The organism is Streptomyces sp. NPDC087422, assembly GCF_044744145.1.
GTDB lineage: Bacteria > Actinomycetota > Actinomycetes > Streptomycetales > Streptomycetaceae > Actinacidiphila.
Window position 1 is genome coordinate 294,538 of sequence record NZ_JBIUXT010000001.1, and the last position, 18,669, is coordinate 313,206.

Sequence of the window (18,669 nt, forward strand, 5' to 3'; positions counted from 1 at the left end):
GATATGGTGTCGGGGCCAGAGAACACGCGGGAGCCCGGACGCACCGGGCTGAGAGGGCGGCTGGACGGCCGCCGACCGTACGAACCTGATCCGGGTCATTCCGGCGAAGGGAGGGCGGTATTCGATGGGTACACCTGAACCGGCGGCGCCGAGCGGACCGGCGGCTCCGACGGCCGCGCCGCGGAGTTCCCGCGCGGCGGCGTCGTACGACGTCCTGGTGGTGGGCGGCGGCATCATCGGCCTGGTCACCGCCTGGCGGGCGGCGCAGCGCGGCCTGCGGACCGCCGTGGCCGACCCGGACCCCGGCGGCGGCGCGGCGCGGGTGGCGGCGGGCATGCTGGCCGCGGTCACCGAATCGCAGTACGGCGAGCAGACGCTGCTGGACCTCAATCTGGCGTCGGCGCGCCGATACCCGGATTTCGTGGCCGAGTTGACCGAGGCGACCGGCCTCGACGTCGGCTTCCGCGCCTGCGGCACCCTGACCGTCGCGCTGGACGCCGACGACCGCGCGCACCTGCGCGATCTGCACGCCTTCCAGACCTCGCTGGGCCTGCCCTCGGAGTGGCTGAGCGGCCGGGACTGCCGCCGCCTCGAACCGCTGCTCGCCCCCGGTGTCCGCGGCGGACTGCGGGTGGACGGCGACCACCAGGTCGACCCGCGCCGTCTCGCCACGGCGCTGCTGCGGGCCGCGGAGCTGGCCGGTGTGATCCTGCACCGCTCGGCGGTGGCCCGCGTCGAGATCTCGGGCGGCCGGGCCGTCGGCGCGCTGCTCGACGACGGTACGGCGGTCACGGCCGGTCGTACGGTGCTGGCCGCGGGCAGCGACAGCGGCCGGATCGCGGGCGTGCCCGAGGCCGCGCTGCCGCCGGTACGGCCGGTGAAGGGGCAGATCCTGCGGCTGCGCATCCCGCCGGGCCACGCGCCGTTCCTGTCCCGTACGGTCCGGGCGGTGGTGCGCGGCAGCCACGTGTACCTGGTGCCGCGCGAGAACGGGGAGCTGGTACTCGGCGCGACCAGCGAGGAGTTGGGCTGGGACACCACGGTGACCGCGGGCGGGGTCTACGAACTCCTTCGGGACGCCCACGAGTTGGTGCCCGGCATCACCGAACTGCCGCTCACCGAGACCCTGGCGGGCCTGCGGCCGGGGTCCCCGGACAACGCCCCGCTCCTCGGCCGCGGCGCGCTGGACGGCCTGCTGCTGGCCACCGGCCACCACCGCAACGGCGTGCTGCTCACCCCGATCACCGGCGACATCATGGCGGAGGCGCTGGTCACGGGCGAACTGCCCGCGTACGCGCGGCCGTTCGCCGCCTCCCGCTTCGCGGCCGTCCCGGTGCCCGTCTTCCCCGTATCCGGTCCCCCGGCCGCCGCCGCCCGTGAGGAGCAGACCGTATGACGATCACGGTCCTGGTGAACGGCGAGCGCCGCTCCCTGCCCGCGCCCCTCGCCCTCGACGCCCTGGTGGCCGACCTCACCCCGGCCGCCTCCGGCGTGGCCGCCGCCCTCAACGAGACGGTCGTCCCGCGCGCCCGGTGGGCGGCGACGCCGCTGTCCGACGGTGATCGCGTGGAAATCCTCACCGCCGTGCAGGGGGGCTGAGGGATGACGACTTCCGCTGTCGACGTCAGCGACCCGTTGCGGATCGGGGATGCCGTCTTCTCCTCGCGGCTGATCATGGGGACCGGCGGGGCGCCGAGCCTGGAGGTGCTGGAGCAGGCGCTGCTCGCGTCCGGTACGGAGCTGACCACCGTCGCCATGCGGCGGCTCGACCCCACGACGAAGGGGTCGGTGCTGTCGGTGCTGCGGCGGCACGGCATCCGTGTGCTGCCCAACACCGCCGGGTGCTTCACGGCCGGTGAGGCCGTGCTGACCGCGCGGCTGGCGCGTGAGGCCCTCGGCACCGACTGGGTGAAGCTGGAAGTCATCGCGGACGAGCGGACGTTGCTGCCCGATCCGGTCGAACTCCTCGACGCCGCCGAGACGTTGGTGGACGACGGCTTCACGGTGCTGCCGTACACCAGCGACGATCCGGTGCTGGCGCGGAAGCTGGAGGACGTGGGGTGCGCGGCGATCATGCCGCTCGGGTCGCCGATCGGGTCGGGACTCGGAATCCGCAACCCGCACAATTTTCAACTCATCACCGAGCGGGCCGGTGTTCCCGTCGTCCTCGACGCCGGGGCGGGGACGGCGTCCGACGCCGCGCTCGCCATGGAACTCGGGTGCGCCGCCGTCATGCTGGCCTCGGCCGTCACGCGGGCGCGGCAGCCGGTTCTCATGGCCGAGGGCATGCGTCACGCCGTTTCGGCCGGGCGCCTGGCCTTTCGTGCCGGGCGTATCCCCCGCCGCCACTTCGCCCTCCCCTCCTCCCCGCCCGAAGGTCTCCCCTCCCTCGACCCCGAACGCCCCGCCTTCTAGGTCCAGGGCCCCGCGTCCACCGCGCACAGGACGTGCCCACCGCGACCCTTGAAGGATCGGCCCGCCGCCCTCCGTGAAGGGCCGTACAGGGGCGGAGCCCCGGGGAAGGGCGCCGACCCGGGCAGGGGGACGGGAGGTCACGGAAGCGTTGCGGCACGCAACAGGTGGGGTACAGACCGGGCGCGCAGCGCCGTTCGGGGCATTCCGGCCTCGTAGAATCGGCGATCGTGGACACGACCGTGCAGGACCCGCTCGTCGGGCAGACGCTCGACCGCCGTTACCGGGTCGAGGCGCGCATCGCTGTCGGGGGGATGGCCACGGTGTACAGGGCCGTGGACACCCGCCTCGACCGGGTGCTCGCGCTCAAGGTGATGCACCCGGCCCTGGCGACCGACACCGGCTTCGTCGAGCGCTTCATCCGCGAGGCCAAAGCCGTGGCGAAGCTGGCGCACCCGAATGTCGTCGGGATGTTCGACCAGGGCACCGACGGCACCTACGTGTATCTGGCCATGGAGTACGTGGCCGGCTGCACGCTGCGCGACGTGGTGCGCGAGCGCGGGGCGCTCCAGCCGCGGGCGGCGCTGGACATCATGGAGCCGGTGCTGGCGGCGCTCGGCGCCGCGCACCGCGCGGGCCTGGTCCACCGCGACATGAAGCCGGAGAATGTGCTGATCGGGGACGACGGCCGCGTGAAGGTCGCCGACTTCGGCCTGGTCAGGGCGGTGGACACTCAGACCAGCGCGTCGACCGGCTCGCTGCTGGGCACCGTCTCGTACCTCGCCCCCGAGCAGATCGGGCACGGCGTGGTCGACCAGCGCACGGATGTGTACGCGTGCGGGGTCGTGCTGTACGAGACGCTGACCGGCCGCAAGCCGTACGACGGGACGACGCCCGCGCAGGTGATGTTCCAGCACCTCAACGAGGACGTGCCCGCCCCGTCCTCGGTCGTCGCCGGTCTGGCACCCGCGCTGGACGCCCTGGTGGCGCGGGCCGCCTGCCGTGACCCGCGGGGCAGGCCCGCGGATGCCGTGGACCTGCTGGCCGAGGTGCGCGACGTGCGGGCGGCGCTGACCCCGGCGCAGCTGGACCGCGAGCCCGCGGACACCATCGGCGAGATGAGCGGCGCCGGGTCCGAGGACCCGACCAGCGTCGTCCACCGCTATCCGTCGGCGGCCTTCGCGTCGGAGCCGATGCCCGCGTCCGCGCCGCCGGTACCGGCGGCGGCCGACAGCGGCGAGCTGAACCGTACGAGCAGGCTGCTGCTGCCGCCCCCGCCGCCCGAGGAGCCGCCCGCGGGTCCGCGGCAGCCGCGGCGGCGGGGCCGCGGGGACGGTGCGCCGCGGCGGCGCGGGCCGCTGGCGGTGGTGCTGGCGCTGCTGGTGCTGCTCGGGGTCGGCGCGGGCGTCTGGTACATCAGCGACGGGCAGTTCACGAAGGTGCCCGCGGTGCTGGCGCTGTCGCAGGCGGACGCGGAGAAGAAGCTGGACGCGGCGGGGCTGCGCGCGAAGGTGACGCGGGACTTCTCGATGACGGTGCCGCGCGGCAAGGTGATCTCGACGGATCCGGGTCCCGGCAAGCGCGTCCGGGACAACGGCACGGTGACGCTGAAGGTCTCCAAGGGCCCGCAGCAGGTCCAGGTGCCCGACGTCCGGGGCAAGCCGCTGGAGACCGCGCGCAAGGAGCTGAAGGACGCGGGTCTGACGCCCGGCACGGTGGCCCGGGAGTTCAGCGAGGACGTGCCCCGCGGTCAGGTCGTCTCCACCGACCCCGCCGGCGGCATCCGCCGGGCGCCCGACACCCCGGTGGCGATCAAGGTGTCGCGCGGGGCTCCGGTCGACGTGCCGGACGTGATCGGCGACTCGGTCACCGACGCGCAGCAGCAGCTCGAGGACGCGGGTCTGAAGGTCGTCCTGGCGCCGGACAAGGTGTTCTCCGACGTCGCGGACAAGGACCAGGTCGCGCTGGCGTCCCCGGAGGTGGGGACGCAGGTCGGCACCGGCGACACGGTGACGATCACCGTGTCCAAGGGCCAGCAGCAGTTCGACGTGCCGGGCGTGACGGGCAAGAAGAAGGACGAGGCCAAGCAGATCCTCCAGGACGCGGGCTTCGACGTCCGGGTGATCACCGTGTTCTTCGGCGACACCGTCTTCAGCCAGTCCCCCGACGGCGGCGGGCAGGCGCCCAAGGGCGCGACGATCACCATCTGGGTGCGCTGATGCGCGTGGTGACGGACGCGCCGACGGGTGCGGCGGGCTGATGCGGTCGCGCAATCCGGTGGGCAGCCATGTGCCGGTGGCCGGCGGGCTGGCCACCGTGGGGCTGGGGTACGCGGAGCGGATCGGCGCGGAGACCGTCCAGGTCTTCGCGGCCAATCCGCGCGGCTGGGCGACTCCGCCCGGCAGCCCTGCCCAGGACGAGGAGTTCCGGACGCGCTGCGCGGAGCTGGACCTGCCCGCGTACGTGCACGCGCCGTATCTGATCAACTTCGGCTCGCACACCGAGGCGACGGTGGACCGCTCGGTGGAGTCGCTGCGGCACTCGCTGCGCCGGGCGCGGGCGATCGGCGCGCTGGGCGTGGTGGTGCACCCCGGCTCGGCGACCGGCGGCAGGACCCGCGAGGTGGCGCTGGCGCAGGTGCGCGAGCGGGTACGGCCGCTGCTGGACGAGCTGACGCACGACGACGACCCGTGGCTGCTGCTGGAACCGACGGCGGGGCAGGGCTCCTCGCTGTGCTCGCTGGTCGCGGACCTGGGCCCGTACATGGCGGCGCTCGACCGGCATCCCCGGCTCGGGGTGTGCCTGGACACCTGTCACGCCTTCGCGGCGGGGCATGACATGGCGGCGCCCGGCGGGATGACGGCGATGCTGGACGAACTGGCGGCGACGGCGGGCGAGGGGCGGCTGCGGCTGGTGCACGCCAACGGCAGCAAGGACGTGTGCGGGGCGCGCAAGGACCGGCACGCGAACATCGACGCGGGCCATCTGGGCGCGGAGCCGTTCCGTGAGCTGCTGCGGCACCCGGCGACGGAGGGCGTGCCGCTGGTCATCGAGACGCCGGGCGGCCCCGAGGGGCACGCGTCGGACGTGAAGCTGCTGAAGGAGCTGCGCGGATAGGAGCTGTTCCCGCCCCCTCAGGAATACCCCCAGGGGGTATGTGGTTGTGCTGACCGCAAGGCACCGCACGCACTTCCTGAGGACGGGGACATCCCATGGCGTACGAGCACACGGCCCACGACCACGCGGCGCACGATCAGGGGGCTCACGGCCAGGCAGCTCACGACCACGCGGCCCACGACCACGCGGCGCACGCGCACCACGGCGGCAGCGGCGGCGGGGCGGGCTGGCGGACGGCCGCCCAGGCGACCCTGCACTGCCTCACCGGCTGCGCCATCGGCGAGGTCCTCGGCATGCTGATCGGCACGGCGCTCGGCTGGGACAACGTGCGGACGATGCTGCTGGCGATCGTGCTCGCCTTCGTCTTCGGCTACTCGCTCACCATGCGCGGCGTGCTGCGCGCGGGCCTGGACCCGCGCTCGGCGCTGCGGGTGGCGCTCGCCGCCGACACCGTGTCGATCATCTTCATGGAGCTGGCCGACAACGGCACGATCCTGGTCTTTCCCGGCGCCATGGACGCGACCTTGGCCGACGCCCTGTTCTGGGTGAGCCTGGCGCTCTCCTTCGTGGTGGCCTTCGCCGTCACGACCCCGGTCAACAAGTGGCTGATCGGGCGGGGCAAGGGCCACGCGGTGGTGCACCAGTACCACCACTGAGCCGCTACAGCTCGGGCCCGTCGCCCGGCTCCTCCTGGTACGAGTAGCGCTGCTCGTTCCAGGGGTCACCGAGGTTGTGATAGCCGCGCTCCTCCCAGAAGCCGCGGCGGTCCGCCGTCATGTACTCCACCCCGCGGACCCATTTGGGGCCCTTCCAGGCGTAGAGGCCGGGGACGACGAGGCGGACCGGAAATCCGTGTTCCGCAGTGAGGGGTTCGCCGCCCTTATGGGTCGCGAATATCGACTTGTCGTCGATGAAGTCCTCGATCCGCAGATTCGAGCTGAATCCGTATTCGGCCCACACCATCACATGCGTGACGTCGTCGGCGGGCGGCGCCAGTTTCAGCACGGTATCGGTGGAAACCCCGCCCCATTCGATGCCGAGCATCGAGAACTTCGTGACGCAGTGGAAGTCGGCGACGACCGTGGCATACGGCAGCGCGGAGAACTCCTCGTGGTTCCAGCAGGTCTTGTCGTTGTCGGCGGTCGCGCCGAAGACCCGGAACTCCCAGCGGTCCGCCGTGAAACGGGGTACAGGGCCGTAGTGCGTGACCGGCCAGCCCCGCTGGATCCGCTGCCCCGGAGGAAGCTCCCCCGTCTGGCGTTCGGACTGACCCATGTCTCCATGGTGACAGACGGGGCGTGATGCTTCCGACCGGGCGGGGTCTTTCCGGGCAAGCCGGGCCCCGGAACGTAAGCCTGCACTTACTGGATCAGATGCCTGAGCAGTGCGAAGATGCGCGGAACCTGACAGCCCGATCGGAAGGACGGCGTTGCCATGCAGGGCGACCCCGAGGTCATCGAGTTCCTCAACGAACAGTTGACCGCTGAGCTGACCGCGATCAACCAGTACTTCCTGCACGCGAAGATGCAGGAGAACTTCGGCTGGACGAAGCTCGCGAAGTACACCCGGTCGGAGTCGTTCGACGAGATGAAGCACGCGGAGATCCTGACCGACAGGATTCTCTTCCTCGACGGGCTGCCGAACTACCAGCGGCTCTTCCATGTCCGGGTGGGCCAGACGGTCACCGAGATGTTCCAGGCCGACCGCCAGGTCGAGGTCGAGGCGATCGACCGCCTGCGGCGCGGCATCGAGGTCATGCGCGCCAAGGGCGACATCACCTCGGCGAACATCTTCGAGTCGATCCTGGAGGACGAGGAGCACCACATCGACTACCTCGACACCCAGCTCGAACTGGTCGAGAAGCTGGGCGAGCCGCTGTACATCGCGCAGCTCATCGAGCAGCCGGAATCCTGACGGACGGTCCCGCCGGCCGGTGCCCCGCGGTTCCGTAGCCGCGCTTCGCGGCCCCGGTCAGGCCGCCTGCGCGGCGGCGGGCGGCTCGTTGGCGCCGGGCACGGCGATCCGCTCGGCGCGGGCCGCCGCCGGGACGTCCGGCTCGACCCGTGCCGCGGTCGGCTGCTCCGCGCCGCGGGCGTCCGCGAGCATCGCCGCGAGCCGCTGGGTGCGGGTGGTGGCCGGGGCGGCGCCGCGGCCGAGGAGGCCCTGGATGCGCTTGACGCAGGAGCCGCAGTCGGTGCCCGCCTTGCAGGCGGAGGCGATCTGGCGCGGGGTGCAGCGGCCGTCGTCGGCGTGCTGCTTGACCTGCTGCTCGGTGATGCCGAAGCAGGAGCAGACGTACACGCGGTCACCGCCGATCAGGGCCCAGGAGTGCCTCAGGAGCTGAGGTTACCCTTACCTTACCCGGCGCCCCTGGTCAGGAAAAGCGCCGAGGGGCGCGGATCGGTGTGATCCGCGCCCCTCTGGACGAAACGGCCGGTGGGGCCGCCGCGCGCTACTGCCCGCGGTACATCTCGGCCACGAGGAAGGCCAGGTCCAGCGACTGGCTGCGGTTGAGCCGCGGGTCGCAGGCCGTCTCGTACCGCTGGTGCAGGTCGTCGACGAAGATCTCGTCGCCGCCGCCGACGCACTCGGTGACGTCGTCACCGGTCAGCTCGACGTGGATGCCGCCCGGGTGCGTACCGAGGGCGTGGTGCACCTCGAAGAAGCCCTTGACCTCGTCGAGCACGTCGTCGAAGCGCCGGGTCTTGTGGCCGGAGGCCGCCTCGAAGGTGTTGCCGTGCATCGGGTCGGAGACCCAGGCGACCTGCGCGCCGGACGCGGTGACCTTCTCCACCAGCGTCGGCAGCTTGTCGCGCACCTTGTCGGCGCCCATCCGCACGATGAAGGTCAGCCGCCCCGGCTCGCGCTCCGGGTCGAGGCGCTCGATGTAGGAGAGCGCCTCCTCCGGGCTGGTGCCGGGACCGAGCTTGATGCCGATCGGGTTGCTGATCCGGGACGCGAACTCGATGTGCGCCCCGTCGAGCTGCCGGGTCCGCTCGCCGATCCACACCATGTGGCCCGACACGTCGTACAGCCGGCCGGTCCGCGAGTCGGTACGGGTCAGCGCGGTCTCGTAATCGAGCAGCAGCGCCTCGTGGGAGGCGTAGAACTCGACCGTGCGGAATTCGGCCGGGTCGGTGCCGCAGGCGGCCATGAAATTCAGCGCGTTGTCGATCTCGCGGGCCAGCGCCTCGTAACGCTGCCCGGACGGCGAGGACTTGACGAAGTCCTGGTTCCACGCGTGCACCTGGCGCAGGTCGGCGTAACCGCCGGTGGTGAAGGCGCGCACCAGGTTCAGCGTGGACGCGGACGCGTGGTACATCCGCTTGAGCCGCTCGGGGTCCGGGATGCGGGCCTCGGGGGTGAAGTCGAAGCCGTTGACCGAGTCGCCGCGGTAGGTCGGCAGGGTCACGCCGTCGCGGGTCTCGGTCGGCTTGGAGCGCGGCTTGCTGTACTGCCCGGCGATCCTGCCGACCTTGACCACCGGCACGGACGCCGCGTAGGTGAGCACCGCTCCCATCTGGAGCAGCGTCTTGAGCTTGTTGCGGATCTGGTCCGCGCCGACGGCGTCGAACGCCTCCGCGCAGTCACCGCCCTGGAGCAGGAACGCCTCACCCTTGGCCACAGCCGCCAGGCGACTGCGCAACTGGTCGCACTCCCCCGCGAAGACGAGCGGCGGATACGAGGCGAGGTCGGCGATCACATCGCGCAGAGCCTCGGAGTCGGGCCACTCAGGCTGCTGCGCCGCGGGAAGAGAATGCCAGGTGTTGTCACCGGCGTGGATATCTGCGTTCACGGTCACGGGCCCAACATTACGGGGTCGTGTCACGTGCTTATGGCCCCGCTCAGGAAGTGAGACGGACCCGGTGGCCACCATCGGTCGAAAACGGAGGCGAAAGGTCCGGCGGGCGACACGGACCCGGTCCACTCCTGCCCCTTCCGTGACTGCTAATGTCTGGCCGCCTAGGCCCGTCGGGCTGATTGCACGAGCGGTCCAGCAGCCGAAGGGGCCGTTCGCGATCCGCCGGACCGGCCTCAGGGCCGGTGACCGCCAAACCCCGCGGTCATCAAGGGGAGGGCGCGCGACTCGCGTGCCGGAATAGCCGAGGGCTGCGCGTTGACACGTAGACACCGCCGGAAGAAATCACTGATCGCTTACGGAGCCGCCGCCGTCGTGCTGGCCTCCGTCGCCACCTACGGCACCATCGCCATCGCGACACCGTCATCCGGGGGCGGGACGGACGCGAAGGCGGATGGCTCCACCACCTCGTTGCAGGACGCCTTCGCGTCCGCGGCGAAGGAGTTCAAGGTCCCGCAGAGCGTGCTGATGGCCGTTTCGTACCAGCAGACGCTGTGGGAAGCGCACAACGGACAGCCGAGCACCACGGGCGCGTACAACGTCATGGGGCTGACCCAGGTCGAGCCCGAGGACCTGGAGGAGTCGAGCACCGCCGACAAGCTGGCGGAGGTGAACCTCAGCGGCGACCCGGTGGTCACCAAGCACTTCAACGCCGCGCGGGCGCTCAGGTCCGACCCGGCGAAGGTGAACACCGACGACCCGCGGCTGCACACGCTGGACGCGGCGGCCAAGCTGACCCGTACCTCGCAAGAGGACGTACGCACCGACGAGCGGCAGAGCGTCCGCGCGGGCGCCGCGCTGCTCGCGCGGTACCAGAAGGAGGCCACCGGCTCGCTGCCGGCCGACCCCGGCCAGTGGTACGCGGGCATCGCGCGCTACAGCCAGTCGACCGACCCGCAGGGCGCGCAGCTCTTCGCGGAGCGCGTGCTGGGCTCGGTGAAGACCGGCGTCAGCCGGGTCACCACCGACGGCCAGTCGCTGACGCTGCCCGCGGACCCGACGGTGCGGGTGGTCAAGCCCGCCAAGGTCCCGGTGACGGCGACGTTCGCGAGCACGGCGGCCGTCCCGACCCCGGAGTGCCCGGCCGAGCTGCACTGCACCTTCGACCCGGCCGCCTACGCCAAGGCCGGTTCCGCGGCGGACGACTTCGGCAACTACAACGAGTCGAACCGGCCCGCCAACGGCGAGGACATCCGCTACATCGTCATCCACGACGCCGAGGGCACCTTCGCGGGCACCCTGGCGACGTTCAAGGACGTGTCCCGGTACGCCAGCGCCCACTACGTGGTCGGCGGCCAGGGCCAGGTCGCCCAGGCCGTGGAGACCAAGAACGAGGCGTGGCACGCAGCCAACAAGACCGTGAACATGCACTCGGTCGGCATCGAGCACGAGGGCTACGCGATCAAGAACGGCCAGTGGGTCTCCGAGCAGGAGTACCAGTCCTCGGCGACGCTGGTGAAGTACCTGGCCGCGAAGTTCAACATCCCGCTGGACCGTGAGCACATCATCGGCCACGACGAGGTGCCGGGCGTGCTCGACACCAACGTCAGCACGCAGCACTGGGACCCGGGACCGTTCTTCGACTGGAACCACTACATGTCGCTGCTCGGCGCGCCCGACGGCGCCGGCGGCGCGGGCGGTCCGGTCAAGGCCGGCCAGCTCGTGCGGGTCGTCCCGCCGTACAGCACGGCGAACCAGCCGAAGCTGACCAACGGCGGCACCGCGGTGGCCGCGCAGCCCGCGAACTTCCTGTACCTGTACACCTCGCCGTCCACCACCGCCGCGCAGCCGACCGACCCGTACGTCGGTACGGGCCCGCTGCCGACCGAGGGCTCCAACTGGTCGAACAAGGTCCTCGCGGGCGGCGCCTACGTCGTCGCCGAGGCGCAGAACGACTGGACGGCCATCTGGTACGGCGGCAAGAAGCTGTGGTTCCGCAACCCCGGCGGCCAGTACACCTCGGTCGTCGCGCCGACCAGCGTGATCACCCCGAAGACCGGCGCGACCTCGATCCCGGTCTACGGCCGGGCGTACCCGGAGGACGCGGCGTACACCGGCACCAACGTGCCGGTGCAGTCGCAGAACAACGCGTCGCTGACGAAGTACAGCGTGCTGTCCGGGCAGGCGTACCCGACGGCGGGTGTGCAGAAGGCGGGCGACTACTGGTTCGCGGGGACCTTCGCGGGCACCGCGGCCGGTGACCGCACGCTGGTGCAGGGCAAGACGAACCTCTTCTACCCGATCCGGTACAACCACCGGATCGCCTGGGTGAAGGCCAGCGACGTCCAGCTCAAGACCAGCACAGCGGCGGACTCCGGCACCACCCGCTACAACCTGCTGGCCCGCGACGCCTCCGGCGGCCTGTACCAGTACCAGGGCACGGGCAGCGCGACCACGCCCTTCTACACGAAGTTCAAGGTCGGTCCCGGCTGGCAGATCTTCAACACGGTCACCGCGATGACCGCGCTGCGCGCGGACGGCACCGGTGACCTGGTGGCCCGCGACACCTCGGGCGTGCTCTGGTACTACCAGGGCAGCGGCAAGCCGTCCGGGCCGTTCAAGGCGCGGCTGAAGACCGGGGCGGGCTGGGGCGTCTACAACATGATCACCGGCGCCCGGGACATCACCGGGGACGGCAAGCCGGACCTGATCGCGCGCGACTCCTCGGGCAACCTGTGGCTGTACAAGGGCACGGGCAACCCGGCGGCGCCGTTCGCGGCCAAGGTGAAGATCGGTCCCGGCTGGAACATCTTCAATATGCTGATCAGCACGGGTGACATCACCGGCGACGGGAAGGCGGACCTGCTGGCCCGCGACACCGCCGGTGTGCTGTGGCTGTACAAGGGCACCGGCAGCCCCACCGCCCCGTACGCGGCGCGGGTGAAGGTCGGCGGCGGCTGGAACGCGTACAACACCATCGTCGGGGTCAGCGACCTCAACGGCGACGGGAAGCCGGACGCCGTGGCGCGGGACGCCTCGGGCACCTTGTGGTTCTACAAGGGCACCGGGACGGCGACGGGCGGACCCTTCGCTGCCAAGTCCCAGATCGGCGGCGGCTGGAACGCGTACAACCTGCTGTTCTGACCCACCGCCGCCGCGCGTGACCACGGGCCCGGCCCGCGGGTGGAACCGGCTGTCCCACCCGCGGGCCGTGCGCTAAGGTCGGCGGTATGAACGCGCCGACAACGACGATTCAGTCGCTGAACCAGAACTGGTGGTGGACCGCTCCTCCGGCGGCCCACTGATCGCGCGCACGACACTTCGCGAAGGCCGCCTCCAGGGGCGGCCTTCGGCGTTTCCCCGCCGGGCCGGCCGCCCCTTCCGAACTCCCTTGGAAGGAACCGCCGTGCACGTCACCCAGCCCACCCCGCACGCCCTCGTCGAGCGCCTGACCGCCCCCGGCTGCCCGCCGTTCGCGCTGCTGCACCGCCGTACGCCCGGCCGCCCGGACGCCGTGGTGGAGGTGCTGCTCGGCCCGGTCGGGTCCGTCGAGCGGCTGGCCGACATCCCGCTGCCGACGGGTGCGCCCGCCGACGGCTCCCCGGCCACCGACGCGCTCGCCCTCGTCCCGTTCCGGCAGATCCGCGAGCGCGGCTTCGACGTCCACGACGACGGCACCCCGCTGACCGTCCTGCGGCCCGAGGAGTCGTACGCGTTCGCGCTCGCCGACCTGCTGGCCGCGCTGCCCGACCGCGAGGTACGCGTCGAGGGCGGCGACTTCGACGTGGACGACGACACGTACGCGGGCATCGTCGAGCGGGTCATCGAGGACGAGATCGGGCGCGGCGAGGGCGCCAACTTCGTGATCCGCCGCACCTTCCGGGGCACGGTCGCCGACCACGGCCCGGACGCGGCGCTCGCGCTCTTCGCCCGGCTGCTGCGCGGCGAGCGCGGCGCGTACTGGACGTATGTGGTGCACACGCCCGAGCGCACCCTGGTCGGGGCGAGCCCCGAGGTGCACGTACGGATGTCGGGCAGCGCGGTGGTGATGAACCCGATCAGCGGCACCTACCGCTATCCGGCCGAAGGGCCGTCGGCCGAGGGGCTGCTGGCGTTCCTGCACGACCCGAAGGAGGTGGAGGAGCTGACGATGGTCGTGGACGAGGAGCTGAAGATGATGTGCACCGTCGGCGACCTCGGCGGGGTCGTCGTCGGCCCGCGGCTGAAGGAGATGGCCCATCTCGCGCACACCGAGTACGAGTTGCGCGGGCGCTCCACCATGGACGTGCGGGACGTGCTGCGCGAGACGCTGTTCGCCGCGACCGTGACCGGCTCACCGGTGCAGAACGCGTGCCGGGTCATCGAGCGCTACGAGCCGGTCGGGCCCGACGGCGCGGGGCGCGGCTACTACGCGGGCGCGCTCGCCCTGCTCGGCCGCGACGCGGGCGGCGCGCAGACCCTGGACTCGCCGATCCTCATCCGCACCGCCGACATCTCCCCGGCCGGGGAGCTGAAGGTGCCGGTCGGCGCGACCCTCGTCCGGCACTCCGATCCGTACGGCGAGGTCGCCGAGACCCACGCCAAGGTCGCCGGGGTGCTGACCGCCCTCGGGGTCCGCCCGGCCCCCGCGGCCCCGGCGAGCGGGGTACGGCCGAGGCTGGCCGACGACATCCGGGTACGGGCGGCGCTGGACGCCCGGCGGGCGCACCTCGCCCCGTTCTGGCTGCGGATGCGGACCGCGCGTACGGACGAGGCGCCGCCGGCCGGGCACGCGCTGGTGGTGGACGGCGAGGACACCTTCACCGCGATGCTCGCGCACGTCCTGCGCTCCTCGGGGCTGGCCGTGACGGTACGGCGCTTCGACGAGCCCGGTCTGCGGGAGACCGCCCTGGGCCACCCGGGGCCGGTCGTCCTCGGCCCCGGGCCCGGCGACCCGTCGGACACCGCCGACCCCAAGATGCGGCTGCTGCGCGGCCTGGCGGCCGATCTCGTCGCCCGGCACCGGCACGGCATCCTCGGGGTCTGCCTCGGCCACGAACTGCTCGCCGCCGAACTCGGCCTCGACATCGTCCGCAAGGCGCGTCCCGCGCAGGGTGCCCAGGAGCGGATCGACTTCTTCGGGCGCCCCGAGACCGTCGGCTTCTACAACACCTTCACCGCCCGCTGCGCCCCCGGTTCCGCCGTCGCGGAGGAACTGGCCATGCACCAGGTCGAGTTGAGCCTGGACCCCGCCACCGGCGACGTCCACGCCCTGCGCGGCCCCGGCTTCGCCGGCGTCCAGTTCCACCCCGAGTCCGTCCTGACCCTGAACGGCCCCGCCGTGGTGGCCGAGCTGCTGACGTCGGTGACGGTCGCCTGAAGGTCCGCCCGGCGAGCGGCGGTTCCTCGTTCCTCAGGGGCGCGAGGAACCGCGCGGCCACGTCCCACCGGCCGGTGGGAGGGATCAGACCGCGAGCGGCTCGGCCTGCGGGGCGAGCGCCGCCACGCTGTGGCTGATCGCGCGGTTCCCCGCGCTCCTCGGGGGCAGCGTCATGAGCGCGGTCACCGCACGCAGCATCGACGCGCCGTCCGCCGTGCCGTCGAGCACGAGATCGGCACGGGCCCGGGACGGGGCGACGTAGGCCGCGTGGCGTTCGCGTCCGCTCTGAAGGTAGTTGAGGAGGGAGAGCCGCGGGTCCTGGCCGAGGACGTCGATCTTGCGGAGGATCTTCCGGGCCAGCCGGATGTCGTCCGGCGTGTCGACGTAGACGCGCCAGGTGGCGCGGGCGACGACGGCGGGGAGGGTGAGGGCGAACAGGCCCTCGACGACGACCAGCCGGTACCGCCCGCCGGAGGTCGCGGCGTCGACGGCCGCCGTGACGGCCCCCTCGTCGATGGAACCCGGATGGTTCCAGTCCAGCGTGTCGGCGCCCGAGGCGCTCCGCGTACGTACCCCGCGCACAGGATCGTGCGCGGGGACGTAGAAGTCGTCGAGATGGATGAGACCGACGGTCTCCGGGTCATGCCGCGCCAACGCCTCGGCAAGCGTGGACTTGCCGGATGCGGTGCCGCCTGCGACCGCCAGTAGGGGCACGTGCTGCCCACTCGCCACACCCGTCATACCGGGCGCTCCTCATGTGCTCAATGGGGGGAAACGAAGCGGCGGGACGGGACAGGTCCGATGCCGGGTGGAGGGAGAATAGGGCGAGGAGATCGCTGGTGACAAGCGGTGTCGGGCAAGCGACGGGCAAAAGAATTTCCGGCGGGGAGCAGCCCTAGCCGAAGAAGACGCCGACCTCCTCGTAGAGCAGCGGATCGACGGTCTTGATACGGGCGGTGGCGTCCGCGATCGGCACCCGGACGATGTCGGTGGCGCGCAGCGCGACCATCGTGCCGAAGTCCCCGTCGCGGACCGCCTCGATGGCGTGCAGGCCGAAGCGGGTGGCGAGCCAGCGGTCGAAGGCGCTGGGGGTGCCGCCGCGCTGGACGTGGCCGAGGACGGTGGTCCTGGCCTCCTTGCCGGTGCGCTTCTCGATCTGTTTGGCCAGCCATTCGCCGATCCCGGAGAGCCGGACGTGGCCGAAGGAGTCCAGGGTGCCGTCCTTGAGGACCATGTCGCCGTCCTTGGGCATGGCGCCCTCGGCGACGACCACGATCGGCGCGTAGCGGATCTTGAAGCGGCTCTCGACCCACGCGCAGACCTGGTCGAGATCGAAGCGCTGTTCCGGGATGAGGATGACGTTGGCCCCGCCCGCGAGGCCGGAGTGCAGGGCTATCCAGCCCGCGTGCCGTCCCATGACCTCGACGACCAGGACGCGCATGTGGGACTCGGCGGTGGTGTGCAGCCGGTCGATGGCCTCGGTGGCGATGTTGACCGCGGTGTCGAAGCCGAAGGTGTAGTCGGTGGCGTCGAGGTCGTTGTCGATGGTCTTGGGGACGCCGACGACCTTGACGCCGTGTTCGTCGTGGAGGGTGGCTGCCACGCCGAGGGTGTCCTCGCCGCCGATCACGATGAGCGCGTCCACGCCCTGTTCGACGAGATTGCGCTGGACGCGCTCCACGCCGCCCTCGACCTTGAGCGGGTTGGTGCGGGAGGACCCGAGTATGGTGCCGCCGCGCGGCAGGATGCCGCGCACGGCCGGGATGTCGAGCGGCACGATGTCCCCTTCGAGGGGACCGCGCCAACCGTCCCGGTAGCCGGTGAATTCGTACCCGTACTCCTGGACGCCTTTACGGACGATGCCGCGAATGACCGCGTTGAGACCTGGGCAGTCACCGCCGCCGGTCAGAACTCCGACCCGCATGGACTCTTCCCTTCGTCGCAAGCCAGCTGTGCCGGATGTGACAAACACCGGCCAAGCTAGCGTGACTTGGGTCACATGTCGCCGTCCAGGTCGCCGTCAAGACCGGCCTCGATCGCGTATCGGACAAGCTCGACGCGATTGTGGAGCTGGAGTTTGCCGAGGGTGTTCTGCACGTGGTTCTGCACGGTCCGGTGGGAGATGACCAGGCGCTGCGCGATCTGCTTGTAGCTCAGGCCCTTGGCGACCAGCCGCAGCACCTCGGTCTCGCGTTCGGTGAGCCGGGGCGCGGCGGGTTCGCCGGTCGTGGCGGGCGGCGGCACGGTCGCGAGCCTGCGGTACTCGCCGAGCACGAGTCCGGCCAGGCCCGGTGTGAACACCGGGTCGCCGACGGCGGTCCTGCGCACCGCGTCGACCAGTTCGTCGCGGCCCGCTGACTTCAGCAGATAGCCGGTGGCACCGGACTTCACCGCCTCCAGGACGTCCTCGTGCTCGCCGCTGGCGGACAGCACCAGGACGCGAATGGCGGGGTCGTCCGACATGACCTGCTTGCACACCTGCACGCCGGAGGCGCCGGGCAGGTTGAGGTCGAGGACGATCACCTGCGGGCGGGCGGCGCGCGCCCGCCTGATCGCCTCGGGGCCGTCGCCCGCGGTGGCCACCACCGTGAAGCCGGAGTCGGACAGATCGCGGGCCACGGCGTCGCGCCACATGGGGTGGTCGTCGACGACCATCACCGTCACGGACTGATCGGTCATGCGGTCCTGCTTCCCTCTGTCTCGCTGAGTACGGGCACGGGCCGGGACACGGGGTCAGGGCCGGATACGGGCGCGGGGTCGGATACGGGTGCGGGGTCGGTGTCCTCCGGCTCGGACACGGGCGCGCGGTCGGGCTCGGCAGCGGGCGCGGTGTTCTTCGACGGCCCCCTGGGCAGCCGCAGTTCGACCTCCGTGCCCTGGCCCGGCACCGACTCCACCACGGCGGTGCCGCCGAGGTCCCGCAGCCGGCCGCGGATCGACTGGGCGACACCGAGCCGCCCCTCGTCCTCCGCCGCGGCCAGCCGCCCCTCGGTGATGCCCGGACCGTCGTCCCGCACGCTGACCAGCACCGCGTCCGGCTCGTCCTCGACCAGAATCCAGGCGTGCGCGCCGTCACCCGCGTGCTTGCGCACATTGTCCAGCGCCGCGCCCACGGCGGCGGTCAGTTCGGCCGCCGCGTCCGGTGCGAGCAGGACGGGCGTGCCGGGCGCGGACAGCGTGACGCTCGCCGAGGCGTACGGCGTGAGGAGCGTGGTGAGGTCGTGCGGGCCTGACGTCAGGGCGTCACCGGCGCCGCGCGCCTCGGGCAGCGGGCCGCCGGTGATCAGGGTGCGCAGCGCGGCCTCCTGCTCACCCGCCATCCGGCCCAGCTCCGCGGCCTCTCCCCCGGCCTGGTTGCCGCGCCGCTGCACCATGGCGAGCACCTGGAGGACGCCGTCGTGGATGTCGCGGGCCAGCCGCTCGCGCTCCCGGGTGGCGGCCTCGATCTGGAGGGCGCGGGCCAGGGTGCGCTCACTGGCCCGCGCGACCTCGACCACATAGCCGATGGCGATGCTCGCCACCCAGATCAGCACGACATTGTGCAGGGTGTCGCGGCTGGGGGTGCCGCGCTCGATCAGGTCAGCGGCGGCGACCAGCGTGGAGGCGACCGCGGCCCACCGCCAGCCGCCCTTGACGGCGAAGGCCAGCACCGAGCCCGCGGTCCATATCGACGGCAGCGTGAAGGAGCCCGAGTCGATCCTGGCCTGGGTGTCGACCACGGCGGTGAGCAGGATGCCGGTGATCGCGACCGTGAGGTCGATGGTCAGGAAGCGCTTGGTGCAGCGCTCGGCCGACATCACGCGGCCGAGCGTGGACAGCGTCCACACCGCGAGCACCAGCATGTACGCACCCGCGCCGAGCGGGTGCAGCAGGTCGTTGTACGCGTAGACGTACAGCGACAGCGCGTAGCCGAGGGTCAGGACACGGTAGGCGACCAGCGCGCGCCACAGCGGCTGTTCGACGGACATCCTCATGCCGGGTC

Annotated in this window: 16 protein-coding genes and 1 riboswitch; of the genes, 9 read left to right on the top strand and 7 right to left on the bottom strand. The window is 71.9% G+C overall.

Features of this window, described 5'->3' with window-relative positions; translation table 11 throughout:
* The first annotated feature begins 16 nt into the window (after nucleotides 1-16).
* Nucleotides 17-129, top strand: a riboswitch (TPP riboswitch).
* The 6 genes from thiO (at nucleotide 125) to ACIO6U_RS01325 (ending at nucleotide 6,185) form a co-directional block, all read left to right on the top strand.
* The gene (gene thiO / locus ACIO6U_RS01300; RefSeq protein ID WP_401714721.1) at nucleotides 125-1,396 is read left to right on the top strand and encodes a glycine oxidase ThiO; all 1,272 of its coding nucleotides are present in this window, start codon (nucleotides 125-127) and stop codon (nucleotides 1,394-1,396) included. It overlaps the preceding riboswitch by 5 nt.
* Nucleotides 1,393-1,599, top strand: coding sequence for a sulfur carrier protein ThiS (gene thiS / locus ACIO6U_RS01305; protein ID WP_355334176.1), 207 nt, complete (start codon nucleotides 1,393-1,395; stop codon nucleotides 1,597-1,599). The genes thiO and thiS overlap by 4 nt, the downstream gene beginning before the upstream one ends.
* A 3-nt stretch (nucleotides 1,600-1,602) precedes the next feature.
* The gene (locus tag ACIO6U_RS01310; protein ID WP_355334179.1) at nucleotides 1,603-2,415 is read left to right on the top strand and encodes a thiazole synthase; all 813 of its coding nucleotides are present in this window, start codon (nucleotides 1,603-1,605) and stop codon (nucleotides 2,413-2,415) included.
* 227 nt (nucleotides 2,416-2,642) lie between these two features.
* Nucleotides 2,643-4,631 (top strand): Stk1 family PASTA domain-containing Ser/Thr kinase, encoded by a 1,989-nt coding sequence (pknB, locus tag ACIO6U_RS01315; protein WP_401714724.1) that lies wholly within the window; start codon nucleotides 2,643-2,645, stop codon nucleotides 4,629-4,631.
* 40 nt (nucleotides 4,632-4,671) lie between these two features.
* Nucleotides 4,672-5,529, top strand: a complete 858-nt coding sequence (locus ACIO6U_RS01320; RefSeq protein WP_401714726.1) for a deoxyribonuclease IV — start codon at nucleotides 4,672-4,674, stop codon at nucleotides 5,527-5,529.
* Between the two features lie 95 nt (nucleotides 5,530-5,624).
* A complete protein-coding gene (locus tag ACIO6U_RS01325; RefSeq protein ID WP_401714728.1) occupies nucleotides 5,625-6,185 on the top strand; it encodes a DUF4396 domain-containing protein in 561 nt (186 codons plus the stop codon).
* 4 nt (nucleotides 6,186-6,189) lie between these two features.
* Here ACIO6U_RS01325 and ACIO6U_RS01330 read toward each other — a convergent pair whose 3' ends face one another.
* Entirely contained in the window at nucleotides 6,190-6,804 is a 615-nt protein-coding gene (locus tag ACIO6U_RS01330; protein ID WP_355334188.1) for a sulfite oxidase-like oxidoreductase, read from the bottom strand.
* A 159-nt stretch (nucleotides 6,805-6,963) separates the two neighbouring features.
* Here ACIO6U_RS01330 and bfr point away from each other — a divergent pair, with 159 nt between their 5' ends.
* Entirely contained in the window at nucleotides 6,964-7,443 is a 480-nt protein-coding gene (bfr, locus tag ACIO6U_RS01335; RefSeq protein WP_188284346.1) for a bacterioferritin, read from the top strand.
* A 57-nt stretch (nucleotides 7,444-7,500) separates the two neighbouring features.
* Here bfr and ACIO6U_RS01340 read toward each other — a convergent pair whose 3' ends face one another.
* Together ACIO6U_RS01340 and ACIO6U_RS01345 are read right to left on the bottom strand one after the other, a co-directional pair.
* A complete protein-coding gene (locus ACIO6U_RS01340) occupies nucleotides 7,501-7,830 on the bottom strand; it encodes a bacterioferritin-associated ferredoxin (protein WP_401714730.1) in 330 nt (109 codons plus the stop codon).
* 151 nt (nucleotides 7,831-7,981) lie between these two features.
* Entirely contained in the window at nucleotides 7,982-9,331 is a 1,350-nt protein-coding gene (locus ACIO6U_RS01345) for a class II 3-deoxy-7-phosphoheptulonate synthase (protein WP_355334194.1), read from the bottom strand.
* Nucleotides 9,332-9,706: 375 nt separating this feature from the next.
* Between ACIO6U_RS01345 and ACIO6U_RS01350 the strand changes: the two genes are divergently transcribed.
* A complete protein-coding gene (locus ACIO6U_RS01350) occupies nucleotides 9,707-12,472 on the top strand; it encodes an N-acetylmuramoyl-L-alanine amidase (RefSeq protein ID WP_401715806.1) in 2,766 nt (921 codons plus the stop codon).
* Nucleotides 12,473-12,734: 262 nt separating this feature from the next.
* On the top strand, nucleotides 12,735-14,687 hold the full coding sequence (locus ACIO6U_RS01355; protein WP_401714732.1) for an anthranilate synthase family protein: 1,953 nt from the start codon (nucleotides 12,735-12,737) through the stop codon (nucleotides 14,685-14,687).
* An 84-nt stretch (nucleotides 14,688-14,771) separates the two neighbouring features.
* Here ACIO6U_RS01355 and ACIO6U_RS01360 read toward each other — a convergent pair whose 3' ends face one another.
* The 4 genes from ACIO6U_RS01360 to macS form a co-directional block, all read right to left on the bottom strand.
* Complete coding sequence (locus ACIO6U_RS01360) at nucleotides 14,772-15,428, bottom strand: uridine kinase (protein ID WP_401714734.1); 657 nt, start codon at nucleotides 15,426-15,428, stop codon at nucleotides 14,772-14,774.
* 154 nt (nucleotides 15,429-15,582) lie between these two features.
* The gene (locus tag ACIO6U_RS01365) at nucleotides 15,583-16,611 is read right to left on the bottom strand and encodes a 6-phosphofructokinase (protein ID WP_355334200.1); all 1,029 of its coding nucleotides are present in this window, start codon (nucleotides 16,609-16,611) and stop codon (nucleotides 15,583-15,585) included.
* Nucleotides 16,612-16,682: 71 nt separating this feature from the next.
* The gene (locus ACIO6U_RS01370) at nucleotides 16,683-17,366 is read right to left on the bottom strand and encodes a response regulator transcription factor (RefSeq protein ID WP_355334202.1); all 684 of its coding nucleotides are present in this window, start codon (nucleotides 17,364-17,366) and stop codon (nucleotides 16,683-16,685) included.
* The gene (gene macS, locus ACIO6U_RS01375; protein ID WP_401714736.1) at nucleotides 17,363-18,661 is read right to left on the bottom strand and encodes a MacS family sensor histidine kinase; all 1,299 of its coding nucleotides are present in this window, start codon (nucleotides 18,659-18,661) and stop codon (nucleotides 17,363-17,365) included. The genes ACIO6U_RS01370 and macS overlap by 4 nt, the downstream gene beginning before the upstream one ends.
* Nucleotides 18,662-18,669 lie beyond the last annotated feature (8 nt).

Excerpts from the sequence above, each read along its gene's own strand:
- thiO (WP_401714721.1), top strand. The coding sequence starts at position 125 with ATGGGTACACCTGAACCGGCGGCGCCGAGCGGACCGGCGGCTCCGACG.
- thiS (WP_355334176.1), top strand. The coding sequence starts at position 1,393 with ATGACGATCACGGTCCTGGTGAACGGCGAGCGCCGCTCCCTGCCCGCG.
- ACIO6U_RS01310 (WP_355334179.1), top strand. The coding sequence starts at position 1,603 with ATGACGACTTCCGCTGTCGACGTCAGCGACCCGTTGCGGATCGGGGAT.
- ACIO6U_RS01320 (WP_401714726.1), top strand. The coding sequence starts at position 4,672 with ATGCGGTCGCGCAATCCGGTGGGCAGCCATGTGCCGGTGGCCGGCGGG.
- ACIO6U_RS01325 (WP_401714728.1), top strand. The coding sequence starts at position 5,625 with ATGGCGTACGAGCACACGGCCCACGACCACGCGGCGCACGATCAGGGG.
- ACIO6U_RS01330 (WP_355334188.1), bottom strand. The coding sequence starts at position 6,804 with ATGGGTCAGTCCGAACGCCAGACGGGGGAGCTTCCTCCGGGGCAGCGG.
- bfr (WP_188284346.1), top strand. The coding sequence starts at position 6,964 with ATGCAGGGCGACCCCGAGGTCATCGAGTTCCTCAACGAACAGTTGACC.
- ACIO6U_RS01360 (WP_401714734.1), bottom strand. The coding sequence starts at position 15,428 with ATGACGGGTGTGGCGAGTGGGCAGCACGTGCCCCTACTGGCGGTCGCA.
- ACIO6U_RS01365 (WP_355334200.1), bottom strand. The coding sequence starts at position 16,611 with ATGCGGGTCGGAGTTCTGACCGGCGGCGGTGACTGCCCAGGTCTCAAC.
- ACIO6U_RS01370 (WP_355334202.1), bottom strand. The coding sequence starts at position 17,366 with ATGACCGATCAGTCCGTGACGGTGATGGTCGTCGACGACCACCCCATG.
- macS (WP_401714736.1), bottom strand. The coding sequence starts at position 18,661 with ATGAGGATGTCCGTCGAACAGCCGCTGTGGCGCGCGCTGGTCGCCTAC.